This is a genomic window from Pseudomonas sp. 39004, from assembly GCF_028682155.1.
GTDB classification, from domain to species: domain Bacteria; phylum Pseudomonadota; class Gammaproteobacteria; order Pseudomonadales; family Pseudomonadaceae; genus Aquipseudomonas; species Aquipseudomonas capeferrum.
Map to the genome: position 1 here is coordinate 1 of NZ_JANIAG010000009.1, position 18,772 is coordinate 18,772.

At 63.4% G+C, this 18,772-nt stretch carries 16 protein-coding genes; 11 read left to right on the forward strand and 5 right to left on the reverse strand.

What is annotated here, in order from left to right; translation table 11 throughout:
- Positions 1–70: 70 nt before the first annotated feature.
- Positions 71–694, reverse strand: a complete 624-nt coding sequence (locus NP534_RS02910; protein ID WP_186652928.1) for a C40 family peptidase — start codon at positions 692–694, stop codon at positions 71–73.
- Positions 695–861: 167 nt separating this feature from the next.
- Here NP534_RS02910 and NP534_RS02915 point away from each other — a divergent pair, with 167 nt between their 5' ends.
- Positions 862–1,281 (forward strand): NINE protein, encoded by a 420-nt coding sequence (locus tag NP534_RS02915; protein WP_033702015.1) that lies wholly within the window; start codon positions 862–864, stop codon positions 1,279–1,281.
- Positions 1,282–1,340: 59 nt separating this feature from the next.
- On the opposite strand, the gene NP534_RS02920 is transcribed toward NP534_RS02915, so the two are convergent.
- The 3 genes from NP534_RS02920 to NP534_RS02930 form a co-directional block, all read right to left on the reverse strand.
- Positions 1,341–2,039 (reverse strand): SPOR domain-containing protein, encoded by a 699-nt coding sequence (locus tag NP534_RS02920; RefSeq protein WP_274097717.1) that lies wholly within the window; start codon positions 2,037–2,039, stop codon positions 1,341–1,343.
- A 1-nt stretch (position 2,040) separates the two neighbouring features.
- Positions 2,041–3,777 (reverse strand): arginine--tRNA ligase, encoded by a 1,737-nt coding sequence (gene argS / locus NP534_RS02925; RefSeq protein ID WP_274097718.1) that lies wholly within the window; start codon positions 3,775–3,777, stop codon positions 2,041–2,043.
- Between the two features lie 195 nt (positions 3,778–3,972).
- Positions 3,973–6,192: a primosomal protein N' gene (locus NP534_RS02930; protein ID WP_186652925.1), complete on the reverse strand. Its 2,220-nt coding sequence runs from the start codon at positions 6,190–6,192 to the stop codon at positions 3,973–3,975.
- 168 nt (positions 6,193–6,360) lie between these two features.
- Between NP534_RS02930 and rpmE the strand changes: the two genes are divergently transcribed.
- The 3 genes from rpmE to NP534_RS02945 all read left to right on the forward strand — a co-directional run bounded on the left by rpmE (position 6,361) and on the right by NP534_RS02945 (position 8,847).
- On the forward strand, positions 6,361–6,576 hold the full coding sequence (gene rpmE / locus NP534_RS02935; RefSeq protein ID WP_033702012.1) for a 50S ribosomal protein L31: 216 nt from the start codon (positions 6,361–6,363) through the stop codon (positions 6,574–6,576).
- A gap of 2 nt (positions 6,577–6,578) precedes the next feature.
- On the forward strand, positions 6,579–7,400 hold the full coding sequence (locus NP534_RS02940; RefSeq protein WP_274097719.1) for a thermonuclease family protein: 822 nt from the start codon (positions 6,579–6,581) through the stop codon (positions 7,398–7,400).
- Positions 7,401–7,578: 178 nt separating this feature from the next.
- Positions 7,579–8,847: a malic enzyme-like NAD(P)-binding protein gene (locus NP534_RS02945; protein WP_027592351.1), complete on the forward strand. Its 1,269-nt coding sequence runs from the start codon at positions 7,579–7,581 to the stop codon at positions 8,845–8,847.
- A 176-nt stretch (positions 8,848–9,023) separates the two neighbouring features.
- Here NP534_RS02945 and NP534_RS02950 read toward each other — a convergent pair whose 3' ends face one another.
- Positions 9,024–11,474, reverse strand: coding sequence for a penicillin-binding protein 1A (locus tag NP534_RS02950; protein ID WP_371856397.1), 2,451 nt, complete (start codon positions 11,472–11,474; stop codon positions 9,024–9,026).
- A gap of 181 nt (positions 11,475–11,655) precedes the next feature.
- Between NP534_RS02950 and pilM the strand changes: the two genes are divergently transcribed.
- The 7 genes from pilM to NP534_RS02985 all read left to right on the forward strand — a co-directional run bounded on the left by pilM (position 11,656) and on the right by NP534_RS02985 (position 18,615).
- Positions 11,656–12,519, forward strand: a complete 864-nt coding sequence (pilM, locus tag NP534_RS02955) for a type IV pilus biogenesis protein PilM (protein ID WP_274097720.1) — start codon at positions 11,656–11,658, stop codon at positions 12,517–12,519.
- Positions 12,516–13,052 (forward strand): PilN domain-containing protein, encoded by a 537-nt coding sequence (locus NP534_RS02960; protein ID WP_274097721.1) that lies wholly within the window; start codon positions 12,516–12,518, stop codon positions 13,050–13,052. The genes pilM and NP534_RS02960 overlap by 4 nt, the downstream gene beginning before the upstream one ends.
- A gap of 14 nt (positions 13,053–13,066) precedes the next feature.
- A complete protein-coding gene (locus NP534_RS02965; RefSeq protein WP_443201069.1) occupies positions 13,067–14,065 on the forward strand; it encodes a pilus assembly protein PilP in 999 nt (332 codons plus the stop codon).
- The gene (locus tag NP534_RS02970) at positions 13,989–15,257 is read left to right on the forward strand and encodes a type IV pilus secretin PilQ (RefSeq protein WP_274097723.1); all 1,269 of its coding nucleotides are present in this window, start codon (positions 13,989–13,991) and stop codon (positions 15,255–15,257) included. The genes NP534_RS02965 and NP534_RS02970 overlap by 77 nt, the downstream gene beginning before the upstream one ends.
- Positions 15,258–15,261: 4 nt before the next feature.
- Positions 15,262–15,780 carry a shikimate kinase AroK gene (gene aroK, locus NP534_RS02975; protein WP_033702005.1) on the forward strand — a complete coding sequence of 173 codons (519 nt, stop codon included), beginning with the start codon at positions 15,262–15,264 and terminating at the stop codon, positions 15,778–15,780.
- A gap of 96 nt (positions 15,781–15,876) precedes the next feature.
- Positions 15,877–16,974, forward strand: coding sequence for a 3-dehydroquinate synthase (gene aroB, locus NP534_RS02980; protein ID WP_274097724.1), 1,098 nt, complete (start codon positions 15,877–15,879; stop codon positions 16,972–16,974).
- 15 nt (positions 16,975–16,989) lie between these two features.
- Positions 16,990–18,615 carry an SPOR domain-containing protein gene (locus NP534_RS02985; protein ID WP_274097725.1) on the forward strand — a complete coding sequence of 542 codons (1,626 nt, stop codon included), beginning with the start codon at positions 16,990–16,992 and terminating at the stop codon, positions 18,613–18,615.
- Positions 18,616–18,772 lie beyond the last annotated feature (157 nt).

Sequence of the window (18,772 nt, forward strand, 5' to 3'; positions counted from 1 at the left end):
TCCGATCTAGGGCCGCAACGCGGCCCCTTCGCGACGCAAGGCCGCTCCTACACATACACACAAAGCTTGATCAGCGCTTGGCCAACGCCAGTTGCTGCTCTTTCGGCAGCACGCGCTTGGCCACGACATAGTGCTTCTGCCAGTAAGGCTTGCTCAGGTTGTCGATGCTCACCCGCTTGCCGCGGCGTGGGGCATGGATGAAGCGGTCGTTGCCCAGGTAGATGGCAACGTGGTTCACCCGGCGGCTCTTGATGTTGAAGAAGATCAGATCACCCGGCTTGAGGTCGCCCTTGGCTACCTTCACGCCGTGGCCCTGAGCCATGGCATTGGAGGTGCGCGGCAGGTCGACGTCGGCCACGTCGTTGAAGGCGTATTTGACCAGCCCGCTGCAGTCGAAGCCCTTCTTCGGGCTGCTGCCGCCCCAGACATAGGGCGTACCGAGCACATTGACCGCGCGGCTCAGCACATCGCTGCTCTGCTTCGGCGACATGGCAGCCACCGGCGCGCTGCGGCTGCTGGCGGCATTGTTCGGGCGCGCGCGCAGCGTGGTGTGCTTGGTCGGCGCGTGTTTCACCGAGGCATTGGTGGTATAGCCGGTGAAACCATTGGGAAGACGTTGCTCACGATTGGTGGCGTGGGCGGCCAGGGGTAATAATAGACAGAGGGTCAGCCATGTCTTGAGTAAAGGCGGCATAGATGAAGCTCTTTATGAATAGTTATGTGTTGGGCGCGCAACTTTATAACAGCTTTTTGATCAATTTTTGATCCGTTGGTCGATTGGCAGGGTGCCATACGTCGGCCAGCAACGAGAAAGTCACATTTTTTCTTAGAAAATTTTCGGATAACCCACGAGGGCTATGAATGAACAGTTATCAACAGAGTGAACCGCTTCACGACACCCACAGCAAGGTCATCGGTTACCTGTTGTGGATTTTTGGCTTCACCGGCTCGCACCGCTTCTACTATGGCAAGCCGATCACCGGCACCCTTTGGTTCTTCACCCTGGGCCTGCTGGGCATCGGTTGGCTGATCGACCTGTTCCTGATTCCCGCGATGGACCGCGAGGCTGACTTGCGCTTCCGGGCCGGCCGAATCGACTACAACATCGCCTGGATTCTGCTGACGTTCCTGGGCATCTTCGGCGTGCATCGCCTGTACCAAGGTAAATGGGTCACCGCGATCATCTACTTCTTTACCGGTGGCCTGTTCCTGGTCGGCGTGCTGTACGACTTCTGGACCCTGAACAGCCAGATCTCCGAAGCCAACAGCGACCGGCGCTGAGGGTAAGAAAAAAGGGTAAGAAAAAGGCCTTGGCGCATCACTGCGGCAAGGCCTTCTGGTTACTGGCGGGTCTGGCGCTGTTGCAACAGCAGGTTGCTGAAGCCAGCGCCGGCAAGCTGCTTCTGCGCCCCGGTCAGCTGTTCACGATTGCTGAACGGCCCGACCAGCACGCGGTACCAGGTCTCGTCCTTGACCGTGCCCGACTCCACCTTCACCGACTGGCCCAGCAGAATGATCTGCGCGCGGACCTTGTCGGCGTCAGCCTGCTTGCGGAACGAGCCGGCCTGCAGGAAGAATTGGGTGGTCGCCGCTGGCTTGATCACCGGCGGTGCCGGGGGTGGCGTCTGGCCCAGCAGTGCAGCCTGGGCCCGCGCCGTGTCGATCTTCGCTGCTTCCGCCGGGGTAACCGGGGTCACCGGCTGGGCCGGTACCGGTGGGGTTTTCTCGGGTACCGCTTCCGGCGGCACGATGACTTCGGACTCCGGCAGCAGGGTGTAGAAGTCGTACTTCGGCTTCACCGGCTGCTGCGGGGTGGTCGCTGTGGTCTTGCTGGCTTCGGCGGCCTTTTCCGGTTTTTGCTGGTCCGGCTTGGTGCGCGTAATGTCACCGCCACCCGGTTCCAGCTTCATCAGAAAGACGATGAACGCGCCTACGGTCAGCCCGACCGCCAGCCATACCCAGCCGGGAATCGGCTGCTTGGCCGGCGCCTGTTGGCGGCTGGCGCCGCGCTTTGGAGCAGGTTTTTTCTTGGCAGCCAACTTACATGCGCTCCAGGGTTTCCAGGCCGAGCAGTTCCAGACCTTGCTTGAGGGTGCGACCGGTCAGTGCGGCCAGGCGCAGGCGGCTTTGTTGCTGCTCTGGGGTGTCGGCAGCGAGGATCGGGCAGTTCTCGTAGAAGCTCGAGAACAGGCCCGCCAGGTCGTACAGGTAGCTGCACAGCACGTGCGGAGTGCCCTTGTCGGCCACGCTGTTGAGCACTTCGCCAAACTGCGCCAGGCGCGCGGCAAGGTCCTGTTCCTTCTCGGCCTGCAGCACGATCTGACCATCGACCTCGTCGAAGCCCTTGCCCAGCTTGCGGAACACGCCCGCCACGCGGGTGTAGGCATACAGCAGGTAAGGCGCGGTATTGCCTTCGAAGTTGAGCATCAGCTCGAAGTTGAAGCTGTAGTCGCTGGTCCGGTGCTTGGACAGGTCGGCGTACTTGACCGCGCCGATGCCGACCACTTCACCGATGTGGCGCAGTTCGTCTTCGGACAGGCTCGGGTTCTTCTCCTTGACCAGGGCGTAGGCACGCTCCTTGGCCTCGGTGAGCAGGTCGATCAGCTTCACGGTGCCGCCGTCGCGGGTCTTGAACGGGCGGCCATCGGCGCCGTTCATGGTGCCGAAGCCCATGTGCTCCATCTGCATCGGGTGGCCGACGAAGCCGGCGCGGCGCGCCACTTCGAACACCTGGTTGAAGTGCAAGGCCTGGCGCTGGTCGACAAAATACAGGGCGCGGTCGGCCTTGAGCACATTGCTGCGGTAACGCACGGCTGCCAGGTCAGTGGTGGCGTACAGGTAGCCACCGTCGGCCTTCTGCACGATCACCGGCAGGGGCTCGCCTTCGCTGTTCTTGAATTCTTCGAGGAACACGCACTGCGCGCCCTGGTCCTCGACCAGCAGGCCCTTGGCCTTGAGGTCGGTGACCACGTTGGCCAGGTCGTCGTTGTAGGCGCTTTCGCCCATGACGTCGGCCATGGTCAGTTTGACGTTGAGCAGCTCGTAGGTTTTCTGGCAGTGGGACAGCGAAATGTCCTTGAAGCGGGTCCACAGCGCCAGGCACTCAGGGTCGCCAGCCTGCAGCTTGACCACCAGGCCGCGGGCGCGGGTGGCGAATTCTTCGGATTCATCGAAGCGCTTCTTCGCTGCGCGGTAGAAGTTCTCCAGGTCCGACAGCTCGTCGCTGGTAATCGGGTTTTCCTGCAGGTAGGCCATCAGCATGCCGAACTGGGTGCCCCAGTCGCCCACGTGGTTCTGGCGCACGACCTGGTCGCCAAGGAACTCCAGCACCCGTGCGACGCTGTCACCGATGATGGTCGAACGCAGGTGGCCGACGTGCATCTCCTTGGCCAGGTTGGGTGCCGACATGTCGATCACCACCTTCTCGCTGGCACCGGCCTTGCGCACACCCAGGTGGTCGTCGGCCAGGGCGGCGTCCAGGCGGTTGGCCAGGGCACTGGTGTTCTGGAAGAAGTTCAGGAAGCCCGGGCCGGCGATCTCGACCTTGCTAATGTCGTCACTGGCCGGCAGCGCGTTGATCAGCTTTTCTGCCAGGTCGCGTGGCTTCATGCCGGCCGGTTTGGCCAGCATCATCGCGATGTTGCTGGCGAAATCGCCGTGGGTCTTGTCCCGGGCGTTTTCCACCTGGATCGCCGGCGACAGCCCTTCAGGCAGCACACCGTCGGTGACGAGTTGGGTGAGGGCTTGCTGGATCAGCTGGCGAATGGTGTCTTTCATGGGGTTCTCTTTTCGACCGCAAGCGCGGTGGAGCGCTTCGATGCGCAGGTGGAAAAACTGGGCATTATCCGTTGCCGAGAGCGGGTTGCCAACCTTTGAGCTGCAAGCTGCAAGCTGCAAGCCACAAGCTGCAAGAAAAAGCGGCATCGCATCCGCCATGCTCTTGCTTGCGCCTTGTAGCTCGTAGCTTGCAGCTCAATAGAGGTCGACCGGGTCCACATCCAGAGACCAGCGAACCTGCCGGCCGCTCGGCATCTGCTCCAACACTAGCAACCAGGCACTGATCAGTCGATGCAGAGGTGCCCGGGTATTGGCCTGTATCAACAGTTGGGCGCGGAAACGGCCCGCTCGGCGCTCCATCGGAGCCGGTACGGGGCCCAACAGTTCAATGCCTGGGAGCTGCTGTTCGGCCACCAGGCGCTCTGCCGCGCTGCAGGCTTCGTCGAGAAAACCCTCGGCCTGGCCCGGTTTGTGCGCCTCGGCGCGCAGCAGGGCGAGGTGCGAAAAGGGCGGCAGGCCGGCCGCGCGGCGCTCGTCCAGGGCCTGTTCGGCGAAGGCGAAGTAGCCTTGTTCGGTCAGCTGTACCAGCAAGGGGTGGTCGGCCAGATGGGTCTGGATGATGACCTTGCCGGGCTCTTCTGCACGCCCGGCGCGCCCGGCCACCTGCACGATCAATTGCGCCATGCGCTCGCTGGCGCGGAAATCGCCCGAGAACAGCCCGCCGTCGGCGTCAAGGATGGCCACCAGGGTCACCCGTGGGAAGTGGTGCCCCTTGGCGAGCATCTGGGTGCCCACCAGGATGCTCGGCTGGCCGCGCTGGATGGTGCCGAACAGGTTGTGCATGGCGTCTTTGCGCGCCGTGCTGTCACGGTCCACGCGCAGGATCGGGTAGTCCGGGAACAGCACCTTGAGGCGCTCTTCGGCCCTTTCGGTACCCGCGCCCACCGGGCGCAGGTCGACGTGGTTGCACTGCGGGCATTGGTGCGGCAGGCGTTCATCATACCCGCAGTGGTGGCAGCGCAGCACGCCGGAACGTTGGTGCACGGTCATGCGTGCATCGCAGCGAGGGCATTCGGACAACCAGCCGCAATCGTGGCACAGCAACGTCGGGGCAAAGCCGCGGCGGTTGAGGAACACCAGCACTTGCTGGCCCGCTTCCAGGGTTTGGCGGATGGCCTGCTGCAACGGGCCGCTGATGCCGCTGTCCAGTGGCAGGCTTTTCACATCCAGGCGCAGCATGCGCGGCGGGCGGGCGCCGCCGGCGCGGTGGTTCATGCGCAGCAAGGTGTAACGGCCGGTCTGGGCGTTGTGCAGGGTCTCCAGCGAAGGCGTGGCCGAGCCGAGCAGGATCGGGATGTTCTCCTGGTGGGCGCGCACCAAGGCCAGGTCGCGGGCGTGGTAGCGCAGGCCTTCCTGCTGTTTATAAGAGCCGTCGTGTTCTTCGTCGATGATGATCAGGCCGGGGTTTTTCATCGGCGTGAACAGCGCCGAGCGGGTACCGATGATGATGTCTGCCTCGCCATCGCGGGCGGCCAGCCAGGCATCCAGGCGCTCGCGGTCGCCGACGGCCGAGTGCAACAAGGCAATGCGGGCGTTGAAGCGCTGCTCGAAGCGCGCGAGGGTCTGCGGGCCCAGGTTGATTTCCGGGATCAGCACCAGTGCCTGCTTGCCGGCCTCGAGTGTTTCGCGGATCAGCTGCAGGTAGACCTCGGTCTTGCCGCTGCCGGTCACCCCGGCCAGAAGGAAGGCGTTGAAACTGCCGAACCCTGTGCATACCGCGTCGAAGGCGTTGCGCTGTTCTTCATTGAGCGGCAATTCGGGCTGCGCCAGCCAGTGCTCGTGGCGCGGGGTCGGCAAGTGGCGGCGAACCTCGACCGTGACCAGTTCCTTGGCCAGCAGCAGGTCGAGGCTGTCCTTGTTCAGGTTGAGCTTGCCCAGAAGGCTGTGCGCCACGCCGTGTGGATGCTGCGCCAGGGTCTTCAGCGCATCGCGCTGGCGCGGGGCGCGGGCGATACGCGGGTCATCATGGCGGGCATCGGCGGCCACATGCCAGAACCGTTCCTGGCGCATCTCTGCCGGTTCGCCCTGACGCAGCAAGGTCGGCAACGCCCAGTTCAGGGTGTCGCCCAGGCTGTGCTGGTAGTACTGAGCGGTCCACAAGCACAGCTTGAACAAGGCGGGCGGCAGCGGCGACACCGGGTCCAGCAGTGCGGTGGCCGGCTTGAGCTTGTCGGCGGGTACTTCGCTCTGGTCGCACACTTCCACCAGCACCCCGATCATCTCGCGGCGCCCGAAGGGCACGCGAATGCGCATGCCGGGCGTGAGGGGCTGGCGCGCCATGCTCGCCGGTGCCCTGTAGTCGAAAAGGCGACGCAGCGGGGAGGGCAGGGCAAGGCGCAGGATGACATCGGACACGCGGAAGGTCTCGCAAGGGCGTTTCAAAGACTGGCGAGCCTAGCAGACGACAGTCGGTGCAAGCGACAACTTGCGCTGAGGCTGGGCTCTGGTATTATTCGCCGCCTAATTACGTGCGGTATTCAACAATTGGTGTTGGGTGGCGGCACGCAGCTCGAGGAAGTGACCATGAAAGCAAATATTCATCCGAACTACGAAGTAGTTGCAGTCACCTGCAGCTGCGGCAACAAGTTTGAAAGCCGTTCGACCCTGGGTAGCACCCTGGCGATCGACGTTTGCAACCTGTGCCACCCGTTCTACACCGGTAAGCAGAAAGTCCTGGACACCGGTGGTCGCGTACAGAAGTTTGCCGATCGCTTCGGCATGTTCGGTGCCAAGAAGTAATAATGCGCATGGCGAATCCCTCGGGTTTCGCGCTGTTGCAAAAAAAAGCGCCCCTTGTGGGCGCTTTTTTTGTGGCCGCGATCTGGCATTTGCCGGCCCTGGCGTTCTGCCCGCTGCCGGCCAACCCTCAGCCCGTGGCGGTGCGGCAGGTGGTGGACGGCGATACCTTGCGCCTGACCGATGGCCGCAGTGTACGCATGATCGGCATCAATGCCCCGGAGATCGGGCGCAAGGGGCGCACCAGCGAGCCCTATGCCGAGGCCGCCAAGCGGCGCCTGCAGGCCTTGGTCAAGGCCAGCGACGGGCGTGTCGGGCTGGTGCCGGGTGCCGAGGCCAAAGACAAATACGGCCGTACGCTGGCGCATATCTATGGCCGCAATGGCAACAATCTTGAAGCACAGCTGCTCAGCGAGGGGCTTGGCTACCGCGTCGCCGTTGCCCCCAATGTGCGCTTGGTGGGTTGCCAGCAAGTGGCCGAGCAAGTCGCGCGCAAGGCGGGTGCCGGCCTGTGGCGCAGTTCGCCAGTGGTGCGCGCGAGGGATGTCCGGCAGTCCGGCTTCGCTGTCGTTGGTGGCCGCATTCAGGGTGTCGAGCGTAATCGCGGCGGCGTCTGGCTGACGCTGGATTCCACCGTGGTGCTGCAGGTTCCCGCTCGTCTGCAACGCAACTTCCCGCCCAGCTTCTTCGATAACCTCAAAGGACGCCAGGTCGAGGCACGTGGCTGGGTGCTGGATCGTTCCCGCAAGGGCGGCTTGCAGCCTGGGCAGCGACGCTGGGTGTTGCCATTGACCGATCCGAGCATGTTGGAACGCATTTCAGGCTGAAAAGATGTAGACAGTTCGCTATTGGATTGTACACACTGTCAGTCTTATGCCCCGTGGGTTATAGCGTAAAGTCGTAGGCTAAAGGCCTTGACACAAGTGACCGACCAGTCTTGTGACTCCCCGGCTCTTTGCGTATCCTCGGCGGTCCGTCAGAACAGTAAATAGCGGAATGCCCACCATGTCAGACCTGAAAACCGCCGCTCTCGAATACCACGCTCAACCTCGTCCGGGGAAACTGAGCGTCGAGCTCTCCAAGCCCACCGCCACCGCCCGCGACCTCGCCCTGGCTTACAGCCCAGGTGTTGCCGAACCCGTGCGCGAAATCGGCCGTGATCCAGAGCTGGCCTACAAGTACACCGGCAAGGGCAACCTGGTTGCGGTGATCTCTGATGGTACCGCCATCCTCGGTCTGGGTGACCTGGGCCCACTGGCCTCGAAGCCGGTCATGGAAGGCAAGGGTGTTCTGTTCAAGCGTTTCGCCGGTATCGACGTGTTCGACATCGAAGTCGAGTCGGAGAGCCCACAGGCCTTCATCGACACCGTTCGCCGCATCTCGATCACTTTCGGTGGCATCAACCTCGAAGACATCAAGGCACCCGAGTGTTTCGAAATCGAGCGCACCCTGATCGAGCAGTGCGACATCCCGGTCTTCCACGATGACCAGCACGGCACCGCGATCGTTACCGCCGCCGGCATGATCAACGCCCTGGAAATCGCCGGCAAGAAGCTGGAAGAAGCCAAGATCGTCTGCCTGGGTGCCGGCGCTGCCGCCATCTCGTGCATGAAGCTGCTGGTCAGCATGGGTGCCAAGGTCGAGAACATCTACATGATCGACCGCAGCGGCGTGATTCACGCTGGCCGCGACGACCTGAACCAGTACAAGGCGCAGTTCGCCCACGCAACCGACAAGCGCACCCTGGCTGACGCCCTGAACGGTGCCGACGTGTTCGTTGGCCTGTCCGGCCCGAACCTGCTGAGCGCAGAAGGCCTGAAGTCGATGGCGGCCAACCCGATCGTGTTCGCCTGCTCGAACCCCGATCCGGAAATCTCGCCAGAGCTGGCTCACGCCACTCGCAACGATGTGATCATGGCCACCGGTCGTTCCGACTACCCGAACCAGGTCAACAACGTACTGGGCTTCCCGTTCATCTTCCGTGGTGCCTTGGACGTTCGCGCCAAGCGCATCAACGAAGAAATGAAGATCGCCGCCGCCATCGCCCTGAAAGACCTGGCCAAGCTGCCGGTGCCGAAGGAAGTCTGCGAAGCCTACGGCGTCGAAGGCCTGGAGTTCGGCCGTGAGTACATCATTCCGAAGCCTCTGGATGCCCGTCTGATCACCGTCGTTTCCGATGCCGTTGCCAAGGCAGCCATCGAATCCGGCGTGGCGACCCTGCCGTATCCGAAGCACTACCCGCTGAACAGCGTGGATGAAGTGTTCAACGGCTGATTCTGGTCGTAGCAACACAAGAAAGCCCCGGCTCGTGAGAGTCGGGGCTTTTTTTGTCTTGGAGGCGTAGGGGCAGTGGGGTTCGTCGCCACACTTTTGTCGGCGGCGACATCGGGCGCCGCGCGGGCGGCGCTCGATCTACGCGCCCACTCAAACCTCAAGACAGCACTGCGCTTTTAGAACAGATCCATCGGCGCCGCTTCATCTGCCGGCAGCGGGCTGCCCGGTGCCGCACCGTTGCCCAGCTCATCCACCGACGGCGGCGAGTCTTCAGCCTTGAACAGCTCGAAATAGGCGTTGGGCGTGCTCGGCGAGGCGGCGCGACCGCTGACCGGGTCAACCCGCAGGCTGAGGATGCCTTCCGGCTCCGCAGGGGCGTGGTTGGGCTTGTCCTTGAGCGCGGCGCCCATGAAGCTCATCCAGATCGGCAGTGCCGCCGTGCCACCGTATTCGCGACGGCCCAGGGTCTCGGGTTGATCGAAACCGACCCATACCGTGGTCACGTAATCGGCGTTGTAACCGGAGAACCAGGCATCCTTGGACTCGTTGGTGGTACCGGTCTTGCCCGCCAGGTCGGTGCGGCCCAGGGCCAGTGCACGGCGGCCGGTGCCACGTTTGATCACGTCCTGCAGCATGCTGGTGAGGATGTAGCTGGTGCGCCCGTCGATGATCTGCTCAGCCACTGCCGGCACTTGTGGCGCCGGTGTGACCTGGCCAAAGGCGGCTGGCGCCTCGCCCGGCATCGCTACGGTGCTGATCGGTTGTTCAGGCGCGGCAAGGCCGGCCTGGTCCTCGGCGCCTTGAGGCACACGGGCCGGGTTGGCGGTGAACAGCGTCTCGCCGTTGCGGCTCTCGATGCGATCGATCAGGTAGGGGGTGATCTTGTAGCCGCCGTTGGCAAAAGTGCTCCAGCCAGTGGCGATCTCCATCGGGGTCAGGGTAGCCGTGCCCAGTGCCAGCGACAGGTTGCGGGGCAGGTCCTGTTTGTTGAAGCCGAACTTGGCGATGTAGTCGATGGTGCGGTCCACGCCCATTGCCTGCAGCAGGCGGATCGATACCAGGTTGCGCGACTTGTACAGCGCCTCGCGCATGCGGATCGGGCCGAGGAAGGTGTTGGTGTCGTTCTTCGGTCGCCAAACCTTGTCCAGGTACTCATCGACGAACACGATCGGCGCATCGTTGACCAGGCTGGCGGCGGTGTAGCCGCTGTCCAGTGCCGCGCTATAGATGAAAGGCTTGAAGCTCGAACCGGGTTGGCGCTTGGCCTGCATGGCGCGGTTGTAGTTGCTCTGCTCGAACGAGAAGCCGCCGACCAGGGCACGGATAGCGCCGTTGTAAGGGTCGAGGGTGACCAGCGCGCTCTGTGCGCCCGGCACCTGGCTGAACTTGAGCGTGCCGTCATCCAGGCGTTGCAGGCGCACCAGGTCGCCGACCTGTGCAACATCTGCCGGGCTCTGCGGTGTGCGGCCCTGGGAGTTGCTATTGAGGAACGGGCGCGCCCACTTCATGGTGTCCCAGGCGACGGTTTCTTCTTGGCCGCTACGGGTCAGCACCGTAAGCCCGGCCTTGTCGACCTGGGTGACGATGGCCGGCTCAAGGCCGCCCAGGGTGCGCTGCTTGCCCAGCTCCAGCAGCCAGGCTGCGTGGGTCTTGCCCGGGAAGCGCGCATCGGGGCCGCGGTAGCCGTGGCGTTCGTCGTAGTCGGAAAGGCCGCCGAGAATGGCTTTGTTGGCCATTTCCTGCATGTCGCTCGGCACGGTCGTGGTGACACGGAAGCCTTCGGTGTAGGCATCGCTACCATAGCGGCCAACCATCTCGGCGCGGGCCATTTCAGCGATGTACGGGGCGTTCACCTCGGGGGTCGGCACGTGGTAGCTGGCGTTGAGCGGTTCGGCCAGGGCGGTCTGGTAGCTGGCCTGGTCAATCTTGCCGAGCTTGTACATGCGGCCCAGGATCCAGTCGCGGCGCTCTTTGGCGCGCACCGGGTTGGCCAGCGGGTTGAAGCGCGAAGGAGCCTTGGGCAGGCCGGCGATCATTGCCATCTGCGCCAGGCTCACGTCACGGATCGACTTGCCGTAGTAGACCTGTGCGGCCGCATCGATGCCGTACGCCCGGTTGCCCAGGTAGATCTTGTTCACGTACAGCTCGAGGATTTCGTCCTTGGTCAGCTCACGTTCGATCTGCAGGGCCAGGAGAATTTCGTTGGTCTTGCGCGAGAAGCTGCGTTCGCTGGTCAGGAAGAAGTTCTTCGCCACCTGCATGGTGATGGTGCTGCCACCGGTCTGGATATGACCGGTTTTGACCAACTGAGTGGCCGCGCGCATCAGGCTGCTGGGGTCGACGCCATAGTGATTGAGGAAGTTGTCGTCCTCGGCTGACAGAAGCGCCTGGATAAATTGTGGGGGGATTTCCGCGAAGCGGATCGGCGAGCGGCGCATTTCGCCGAACTCGGCAATCAGCTTGCCGTCGCTGCTATACACCCTGAGGGGGATCTGCAACTGGATGCTTCTGAGTGACTCGACCGAGGGCAGGCTAGGGCTAAGATACAGAAACGCACCGCTCACACCGAGTACGAGCGCGCTAATGACTGCGACGGAAGACCACCAGAAGAACTTCAGCAGACGTATCAAGGCTTTTGGGCGTCCAGGTTGATAAGTGAATTGCGTACGGGTCCAGCGGACCAAAAACGCTGGGCATTATAAGCATTTTTTCGCCTCGCCGGGTGACCGGCCAGGCGGCCCGTCGATCCGTTCGGCCGCGCAGGCCTAGTGTTGACGCGGGTTTGCGGCATACAGCAAAGGAGCAGTGATGCTTGGACGTTTCGGCATGGATGCCGGTTCATTGATGGGGGTGGAAATTGCCCCCGACTCGGTGCGGGTTGTGCAGCTGCGGCGGCGCAATGGGCGTTGCCAGGTCGCGGCCTGGGCGCACGAACCGTATGAACCCTACAGTGGCGGTGACTGGGCAAGTGACCCTGTGCGCGTGGTAGGTGCCTTGCAGCGTGCCTGCAGGCGCAGCGGCATTCGGCAGCGGCGGGCTGCGCTAGCGCTGCCGGCAAATCAGGTGATCTGCAAGCCTTGCCAGTTACCGGCAGGCCAGAGTGAGGCGGACATGGAAGCGCAGTTGCTGGCCGATGCCGATCGCCTGTTCCCCTTTGCGCTGGAGGATCTGGCCTTGGACTTTCAGGTGCTTGGCCCTTCCAAGGACCAGGCCGGCTGCCTGGATGTCATGGTGGCTGCCTGTCGCCAGCGCTCATTGGAGCCGATTGAAGCCCTGCTTGATGCCGCCGGGCTGCAGCTGGAGGTGATGGAAGTCGACAGCGTCGCGTTGCAGCGAATGTTGCCGCAGAGCGAGCTTGCTGGCTCGGCCTTGTTACGCCTGGAGGCGCAAGGTGCGACGCTGCATTGCTGGCAACAGGGCGTGCCAGCGCAGCGCCGCGAGTTGCACCTCGGGCAAATGCCTGCCCAATTGCATGCGCATTTGGCGGGCGAAGCCCAGCTGAAGGGCTTGCTGGTCGTCAGCAGCTCGGTGATTGAGCAGGGGTGGCTTGAAGGCCTGAGTGAAGCGGTGAACCTGCCCTGTCGGCAACTGCCGCTGCGTGCGGGGCTGGCGCCGGAAGACGGGGGCATGCTGCTGGCATGCGCCTTGGCCTCAGGGGGCATGCGCCCATGATGCGTCTGAACCTATTACCTTGGCGCGAGCGGCAGCGCCGCTCGATGCTTCGGCGCTTCCAGTGGATGTTGCTTGGCAGTGCAATCCTGGCGCTTTGTTGCGTGATGCTGATTGACCAACTGGCACGCCAGCGCGCCCAGCAGCAAGCGACGAGCAATGCCAGCCACCAGTCTGCGCTGGCGCTGCTGGGCAAGCAGCTGGAGCAGTACACCGACGTGCGTGCCGACCAGGATGCCACCCAGGCGCAGGTTGCGGCCCTGGCCCGCCTGAGGGCCGATCAGGGGGTACTGCCTGCCTTGCTCGCAGATGTGGAGGCCGCGTTGCCCGCAGGCTTGCAGCTCACTGAGCTAACGCTTGCGCACGGCCGTTTGCACGTCACCGGTGTGGCCGCATCCGGCGCCATGGTCGCCCAGTTCATGCGCGACCTCGAACGCTCCGCAGTGTTGCAAGGCCTGGCACTCAAGCATGTGAAGCACCTGCCTTCGGGTGACGAGTTCGTCCTGACTGCGCGCGTGTCGGCGTTCTGGTCGTGAGTGCAGCGTGGTGGATGCGTTGGCAAGCAGGGGTAGAGCGGTCCCGCCGCTTCCGGTGGGGCGCTTCGTTCATGCTGGGTGTGCTGGTGTTGGCGCTAGGGTGTGCAGTCCGCCTGCCGGAGCTACGGCAGGCTCAAGCGCAGGTAACTGCGCAGCATGAGCAATTGAATGAGGCGCATGCGGCCAAGGTGGCGCAGGTAGTTGAGCTGGCGCGCGCAGAGGGTTCGCTGGCTGCCGCGCGGCAGGCATTGCAGCTCGCCCGATGGCAGCTTTCGGCAGGGCAGCGCATGAGTGACTTGCTCGATGCCCTGGCGGCCTCGGGGCATGAATATGGCCTGTTGTTCGAGCGGCTAGACATACATGACGAAGTGAGCCAGGCCGATTACCGAACCACCCCCCTGGATGTGCACGTGGTGGGGCGCTATACGGCGTTGCGCCTTTGGCTGGACGACTGGCTGGGCCAGGCGCGGCTGCTGCGCGTCGAAGACATGAGCCTGCATCAAGCCGAGGGGCGGCCTACCGTGTTGCGCTTGCGCCTGAGGGTTCATGCCTACCATGCCGATGCGGCACCTCCGGCACCCGCGTCACTGGCGGATTTGCCCGCCAGGGCAGCGGCCATGCCGCCTTTGCTCGACCCGTTCGCCTCTGGCGAGGCGCGAATGCCGCCCGGCGAACTGGGCGGCGTGCCCTTGGCACAGTTGGAAATGGTCGGCAGCCTGGCACGTGGCACAGCGCATGAAGCCCTGCTGCTGTCCGCAGGGCGGCTGTATCGCGTACGCCCGGGTGATCGGCTGGGGCGCGATGAAGGTGTTGTGGTGCGAGTCGACGAGCGGCAGGTCGAAGTGCGCGAACGTTGGTTCGTGGCCAGTGCCTGGCACGAACGCACCGCGATACTCACACTCCGAAAAGCCCTGGACAAGGAGGTCCCGGACCCGCATGAAGAAGCTCTGGAAATGGATGGTGGCGTGGGTCTTGGCGATCCCGCTAGCGTCGGCAACGCCCTACCGGGGTGAGCCGCTGTCGCTGAACTTTCAGGATGTGCAGGTGCGCGCGGTGTTGCAGGTGCTGGCGGACTACGCCGGTGTGAACCTGGTCGCCAGCGACGCGGTGCAGGGCAATATCACCCTGCGGCTGCAGGATGTGCCCTGGGACCAGGCGCTTGATCTGGTGCTGCGCAGCAAGGGCCTGGCCCGTCGCGAAGAGGGTAATGTGCTGCTGGTGGCGCCTGCGGCCGAGCTTGCCGGGCAATCGCTCGACGCCCGCATGGGCCAGGTGCTGGATGCCCAGTTGCAACCGCTGCAGCGTGAGCTGATGCCGATCCATCACGCCGAAGCTTCAGCGCTCGCGCAGCTGCTGCTGGCGACACTGGCGGACGACGGCATCCTGACCGGGCGAGGCAGTTTGAGTGTGGATGCGCGCACCAACACGCTGGTGGCCTACCAACCTGCCGATCGCCTTGACGAGCTGCGCCAACTGGTGGCGCAGCTGGATGTGCCGGTGCGCCAGGTGGCGATCGAGGCACGCATCGTCGAGGCCAATGTCGATTACGAAAAGAGCCTAGGGGTGCGTTGGGGTGGGCCTTTGTACGGTGAGAGCGTGCGGCCAGGCAAGGAGCTGTTCGTCGACCTTGGCGTGGAGCGTGCCGGCTCCAGTGTGGGCCTGGGCCTGCTGCGCGGGGGTATCTTGCTCGATCTGGAGCTCAGTGCCATGGAGAAGAGCGGCAATGGCGAAATCATCTCGCAGCCCAAGGTGGTCACGGCCGACAAGGAAACCGCCAGGATCCTCAAGGGCACCGAGGTGCCGTACCAGGAAACCAGCAAGAGCGGCGCCACTTCGGTGTCGTTTCGCGAGGCTTCGCTGTCGCTCGAAGTCACCCCGCAAATCACCCCGGACAACAAAGTCATCATGACCGTCAGGGTGACCAAGGACGAACCTGATTACGTCAATGCCTTGAACAACGTACCGCCGATCCGCAAGAACGAGGTCAACGCCAAGGTTCGCGTGGCCGACGGCGAGACGATCGTGATCGGTGGCGTCTACTCGACCACGCAAAACAATGTGGTCGACAAGGTGCCATTTTTTGGCGATCTGCCGTATGTTGGGCGGCTGTTTCGACGCGATGTATTACAAGAGAAAAAATCCGAGCTGCTGGTCTTCCTGACTCCGCGTATCATGAGTGACCAGGCGATTGCTGTGAGTCGTTGATTCTGTGCGAAATTTGATACTTGTGGGGCCCATGGGCGCTGGTAAAAGCACCATTGGACGCCTCTTGGCCAAAGAGCTGCGCCTGCTGTTCAAGGATTCCGACAAGGAAATCGAACTGCGATGCGGCGCCAACATCCCGTGGATCTTCGACAAGGAAGGCGAGCCGGGCTTCCGTGACCGTGAGCAGGCGATGATCGCCGAGCTCTGCGCGCTCGACGGCGTGGTGCTGGCCACGGGTGGCGGCGCGGTCATGCGTGATGCCAACCGTCAGGCGTTGTACCAGGGTGGCCGGGTCATCTACCTGCATGCCTCGGTGGAGCAGCAGGTCGGTCGTACCGCACGCGATCGCAATCGCCCGCTGTTGCGCACCGCCAACCCGGAAGCGACCCTTCGCGCCCTGCTCGAAGCCCGCGATCCGCTCTACCGCGAAATTGCCGACCTGGTCGTTGAAACCGATGAGCGGCCACCGCGCATGGTGGTGATCGATATTCTCGAGCGCTTGCAGCAGTTGCCGCCCCGATAAGCCGGGACTATTCTCGGCCACCAGCGCCGAGGCGAGGTTCAACTTACCGCGTGCGTCGCCCAAACGGCGCCGCACCCAAGTACATTGTGGGGATACATGCAGACACTAAAGGTCGACCTGGGCGAGCGTAGCTACCCGATCTACATTGGCGAAGGCCTGCTGGACCAGCCTGAGCTGCTGGCGCCGCATATTGCCGGGCGGCAGGTCGCCATCGTTTCCAATGAAACCGTCGCGCCTCTGTACCTCGAACGCCTGGCCAAGACCCTGGGTGCGTATTCAGTGTTGCCCGTGGTGTTGCCGGATGGCGAAGCCTACAAGAACTGGGAAACGCTGCAGCTGATCTTCGATGGCCTGCTCACCGCGCGGCACGACCGCCGCACTACGGTGGTAGCCCTCGGCGGCGGCGTGATCGGCGACATGGCCGGCTTTGCCGCAGCCTGTTACCAGCGCGGTGTCGATTTCATCCAGGTGCCGACCACCCTGTTGTCCCAGGTCGACTCCTCGGTCGGTGGCAAGACCGGCATCAACCACCCGCTGGGCAAGAACATGGTCGGTGCCTTCTACCAGCCCAACGCAGTGCTGATCGATACCACCAGCCTCAAGACCCTGCCAGCGCGTGAACTGTCCGCAGGCCTGGCCGAAGTGATCAAGTACGGTCTGATCTGCGACAAGCCTTTCCTCGGTTGGCTCGAGGACAATATGAATGCCCTGCGTGCCCTGGATTCTGCGGCCCTGACCGAAGCCATCAGCCGCTCCTGCGCGGCCAAGGCTGCCGTGGTCGGCGCCGACGAGCGTGAATCTGGCGTGCGGGCGACCCTGAACCTTGGGCATACCTTTGGGCACGCCATCGAAACCCACATGGGCTACGGTGTCTGGCTGCATGGCGAAGCCGTGTCGGCGGGCACGGTGATGGCCCTGGAAATGTCCATGCGCCTTGGCTGGATCGACCAGACCGAGCGTGATCGCGCAATCCGCCTGTTGCAGGACGCAGGTTTGCCGGTGGTGCCACCACAGGAAATGACCCCGGCGCATTTCATGGAGCATATGGCGGTCGACAAGAAGGTGCTCGACGGTCGTCTGCGTCTGGTGCTGTTGCGCCAGATGGGCGAGGCCGTGATCACCGACGACTATCCGAAAGAGATTCTTCAGGCCACGCTGTCGGCGGATTACCGCGCGATCGTGGCCCAGCTTTGAGGTTGTGACAGCGCAATGACCAGTTTGCATGCCGATGAGGCCTTTCTCGACCATTACCAGTTGAGCCACGATCCGTTCGCGCCCCGCGTGCCCGGTTTCAAGTTCTTCCCTGCCCAGCGCAAGCCGGTGCTGGGCCAGCTGCACCACCTGGCGCGTTACAGCCAGTTGATGCTGGTTGTCACCGGCCCCCTGGGCAGCGGCAAGACCCTGCTGCGCCAGGCCCTGGTGGCCAGCACCAACAAACAGTCGGTGCAAAGCGTGGTGGTTTCCGCCCGTGGCGCCAGCGATGCGGCCAGCGTGCTTGGCCAGGTCGCGCAGTCGCTGGAAGTCGCTCAGCCTGAGGTCCAGGCTATCTTGTCCAAGGTGGTGCAACTGGCGCTGACCGGGCAGGAAGTATATTTGCTGGTGGATGATGCGGAACAACTCGACGAGTCGGCACTCCAAGCGTTGCTGGAACTGGCGGCGGGTGTTCCGGAAGGGCGCCCGCACGTGTTCCTGTTCGGCGAATCGTCGCTGATTGCCGGGTTGGATGAGCTCAGCATCGAGGAAGAACGTTTCCACGTCATCGAACTCGCCCCCTACAGCGAAGAAGAGACCCGCGAGTACCTGGAACAGCGTCTGGATGGCGCCGGCCGGGGCATCGAGGTGTTCACCCGTGAACAGATCGTCGATATCCATGAGCACTCCGACGGTTGGCCTGGCACTATCAACCAGGTTGCCCGTGACACTTTGATCGAAGCCATGATCGCCAGCCGTTCGACGGCCAAGCGACCATCCATGGGGTTGAAAATGCCTAAGAAACACGTGCTCGCGCTGTCCGCTGTGGTCGTGGTCGCCGTTGCTGCCGCGGTTCTCATGCCCAAGAAAGGCGACAAGGCACCTGCCGAGGTGCCGGCCGCCCAGGCTCAGTTGCCCCTCGGTGAAGGCCAGCCAGGTGCTGCCCAGGCCAATAATGGCAACCCGGCCATCGAATTCTCCGGCTCGTCCCAGCCGATGCCACTGCCGTTGGTAGGTCAGTCGCAACCGGTGATGCGCGAGCCACTGGCCCAGGCCGCTGGCATGGGTGATGGCGAAGAAGGCAGCCCGGCGGGCAATACCGCACTGCAGCCTGGCAACCCGCCGACCGTGACCACCATCGCGCCACCGCAAGGTGTGCCGGCTGGCCCGGCCCCGGTACCCGCGCAGCCAATCGCCAGTGCCCCGGTTCAGCCGGTTGCGCCTGCGCCAAAACCCGTTGCAACCCAGCCTGCCAAACCGGTTGCACCTGCCAAGCCTGCCCCGGCGCCGACTCAGGTCGCCAGCGCCAAGCCGGCCGCCAAACCTGTCGAAAAACCAGCCGCCAGTGGCAGCGCCGGTGGGGGTTGGTATGCAGGCCAGAAACCGGGCAATTATGTGGTGCAGATCCTCGGTACCAGCTCTGAGGCCTCGGCCCAGGCGTTCGTCAAGGCCCAGGGTGGCGACTATCGCTACTTCAAGAAAAACCTGCAGGGCAAGCCGCTGTACGTCGTGACTTACGGCAGCTTCGCCAACCGCGACGCAGCGGTTGCGGCAATCAAGAACTTGCCAGCGAAGGTCCAGGCTGGTAAACCTTGGCCACGTACCGTCGCCAGCGTCCAACAAGAGCTGGCCTCGGCCCGCTGATACCTGCCGGGCGGCAACACCCCGCCGCCCAGTTGCTGAGCGAATCCTGACTTTTCGTCTAGCCTGCTGCGCCTGAGCGCGGCAGGCTTTTCTGTCCCAGACTGCCGGCCACAAGCCTCTCTTGCAGTCATGGCTGAAACGCTTCAGACTCCAGCCA

What these genes read in the sequence shown, in the direction of transcription:
- NP534_RS02985 (WP_274097725.1), top strand. Translation starts at nt 16,990, where the DNA reads ATGACCAGTTTGCATGCCGATGAGGCCTTTCTCGACCATTACCAGTTG.
- NP534_RS02940 (WP_274097719.1), top strand. Translation starts at nt 6,579, where the DNA reads ATGCGCATGGCGAATCCCTCGGGTTTCGCGCTGTTGCAAAAAAAAGCG.
- NP534_RS02970 (WP_274097723.1), top strand. Translation starts at nt 13,989, where the DNA reads ATGAAGAAGCTCTGGAAATGGATGGTGGCGTGGGTCTTGGCGATCCCG.
- rpmE (WP_033702012.1), top strand. Translation starts at nt 6,361, where the DNA reads ATGAAAGCAAATATTCATCCGAACTACGAAGTAGTTGCAGTCACCTGC.
- argS (WP_274097718.1), bottom strand. Translation starts at nt 3,777, where the DNA reads ATGAAAGACACCATTCGCCAGCTGATCCAGCAAGCCCTCACCCAACTC.
- NP534_RS02910 (WP_186652928.1), bottom strand. Translation starts at nt 694, where the DNA reads ATGCCGCCTTTACTCAAGACATGGCTGACCCTCTGTCTATTATTACCC.
- NP534_RS02965 (WP_443201069.1), top strand. Translation starts at nt 13,067, where the DNA reads ATGCGTTGGCAAGCAGGGGTAGAGCGGTCCCGCCGCTTCCGGTGGGGC.
- pilM (WP_274097720.1), top strand. Translation starts at nt 11,656, where the DNA reads ATGCTTGGACGTTTCGGCATGGATGCCGGTTCATTGATGGGGGTGGAA.
- NP534_RS02960 (WP_274097721.1), top strand. Translation starts at nt 12,516, where the DNA reads ATGATGCGTCTGAACCTATTACCTTGGCGCGAGCGGCAGCGCCGCTCG.
- NP534_RS02915 (WP_033702015.1), top strand. Translation starts at nt 862, where the DNA reads ATGAACAGTTATCAACAGAGTGAACCGCTTCACGACACCCACAGCAAG.
- aroB (WP_274097724.1), top strand. Translation starts at nt 15,877, where the DNA reads ATGCAGACACTAAAGGTCGACCTGGGCGAGCGTAGCTACCCGATCTAC.
- NP534_RS02945 (WP_027592351.1), top strand. Translation starts at nt 7,579, where the DNA reads ATGTCAGACCTGAAAACCGCCGCTCTCGAATACCACGCTCAACCTCGT.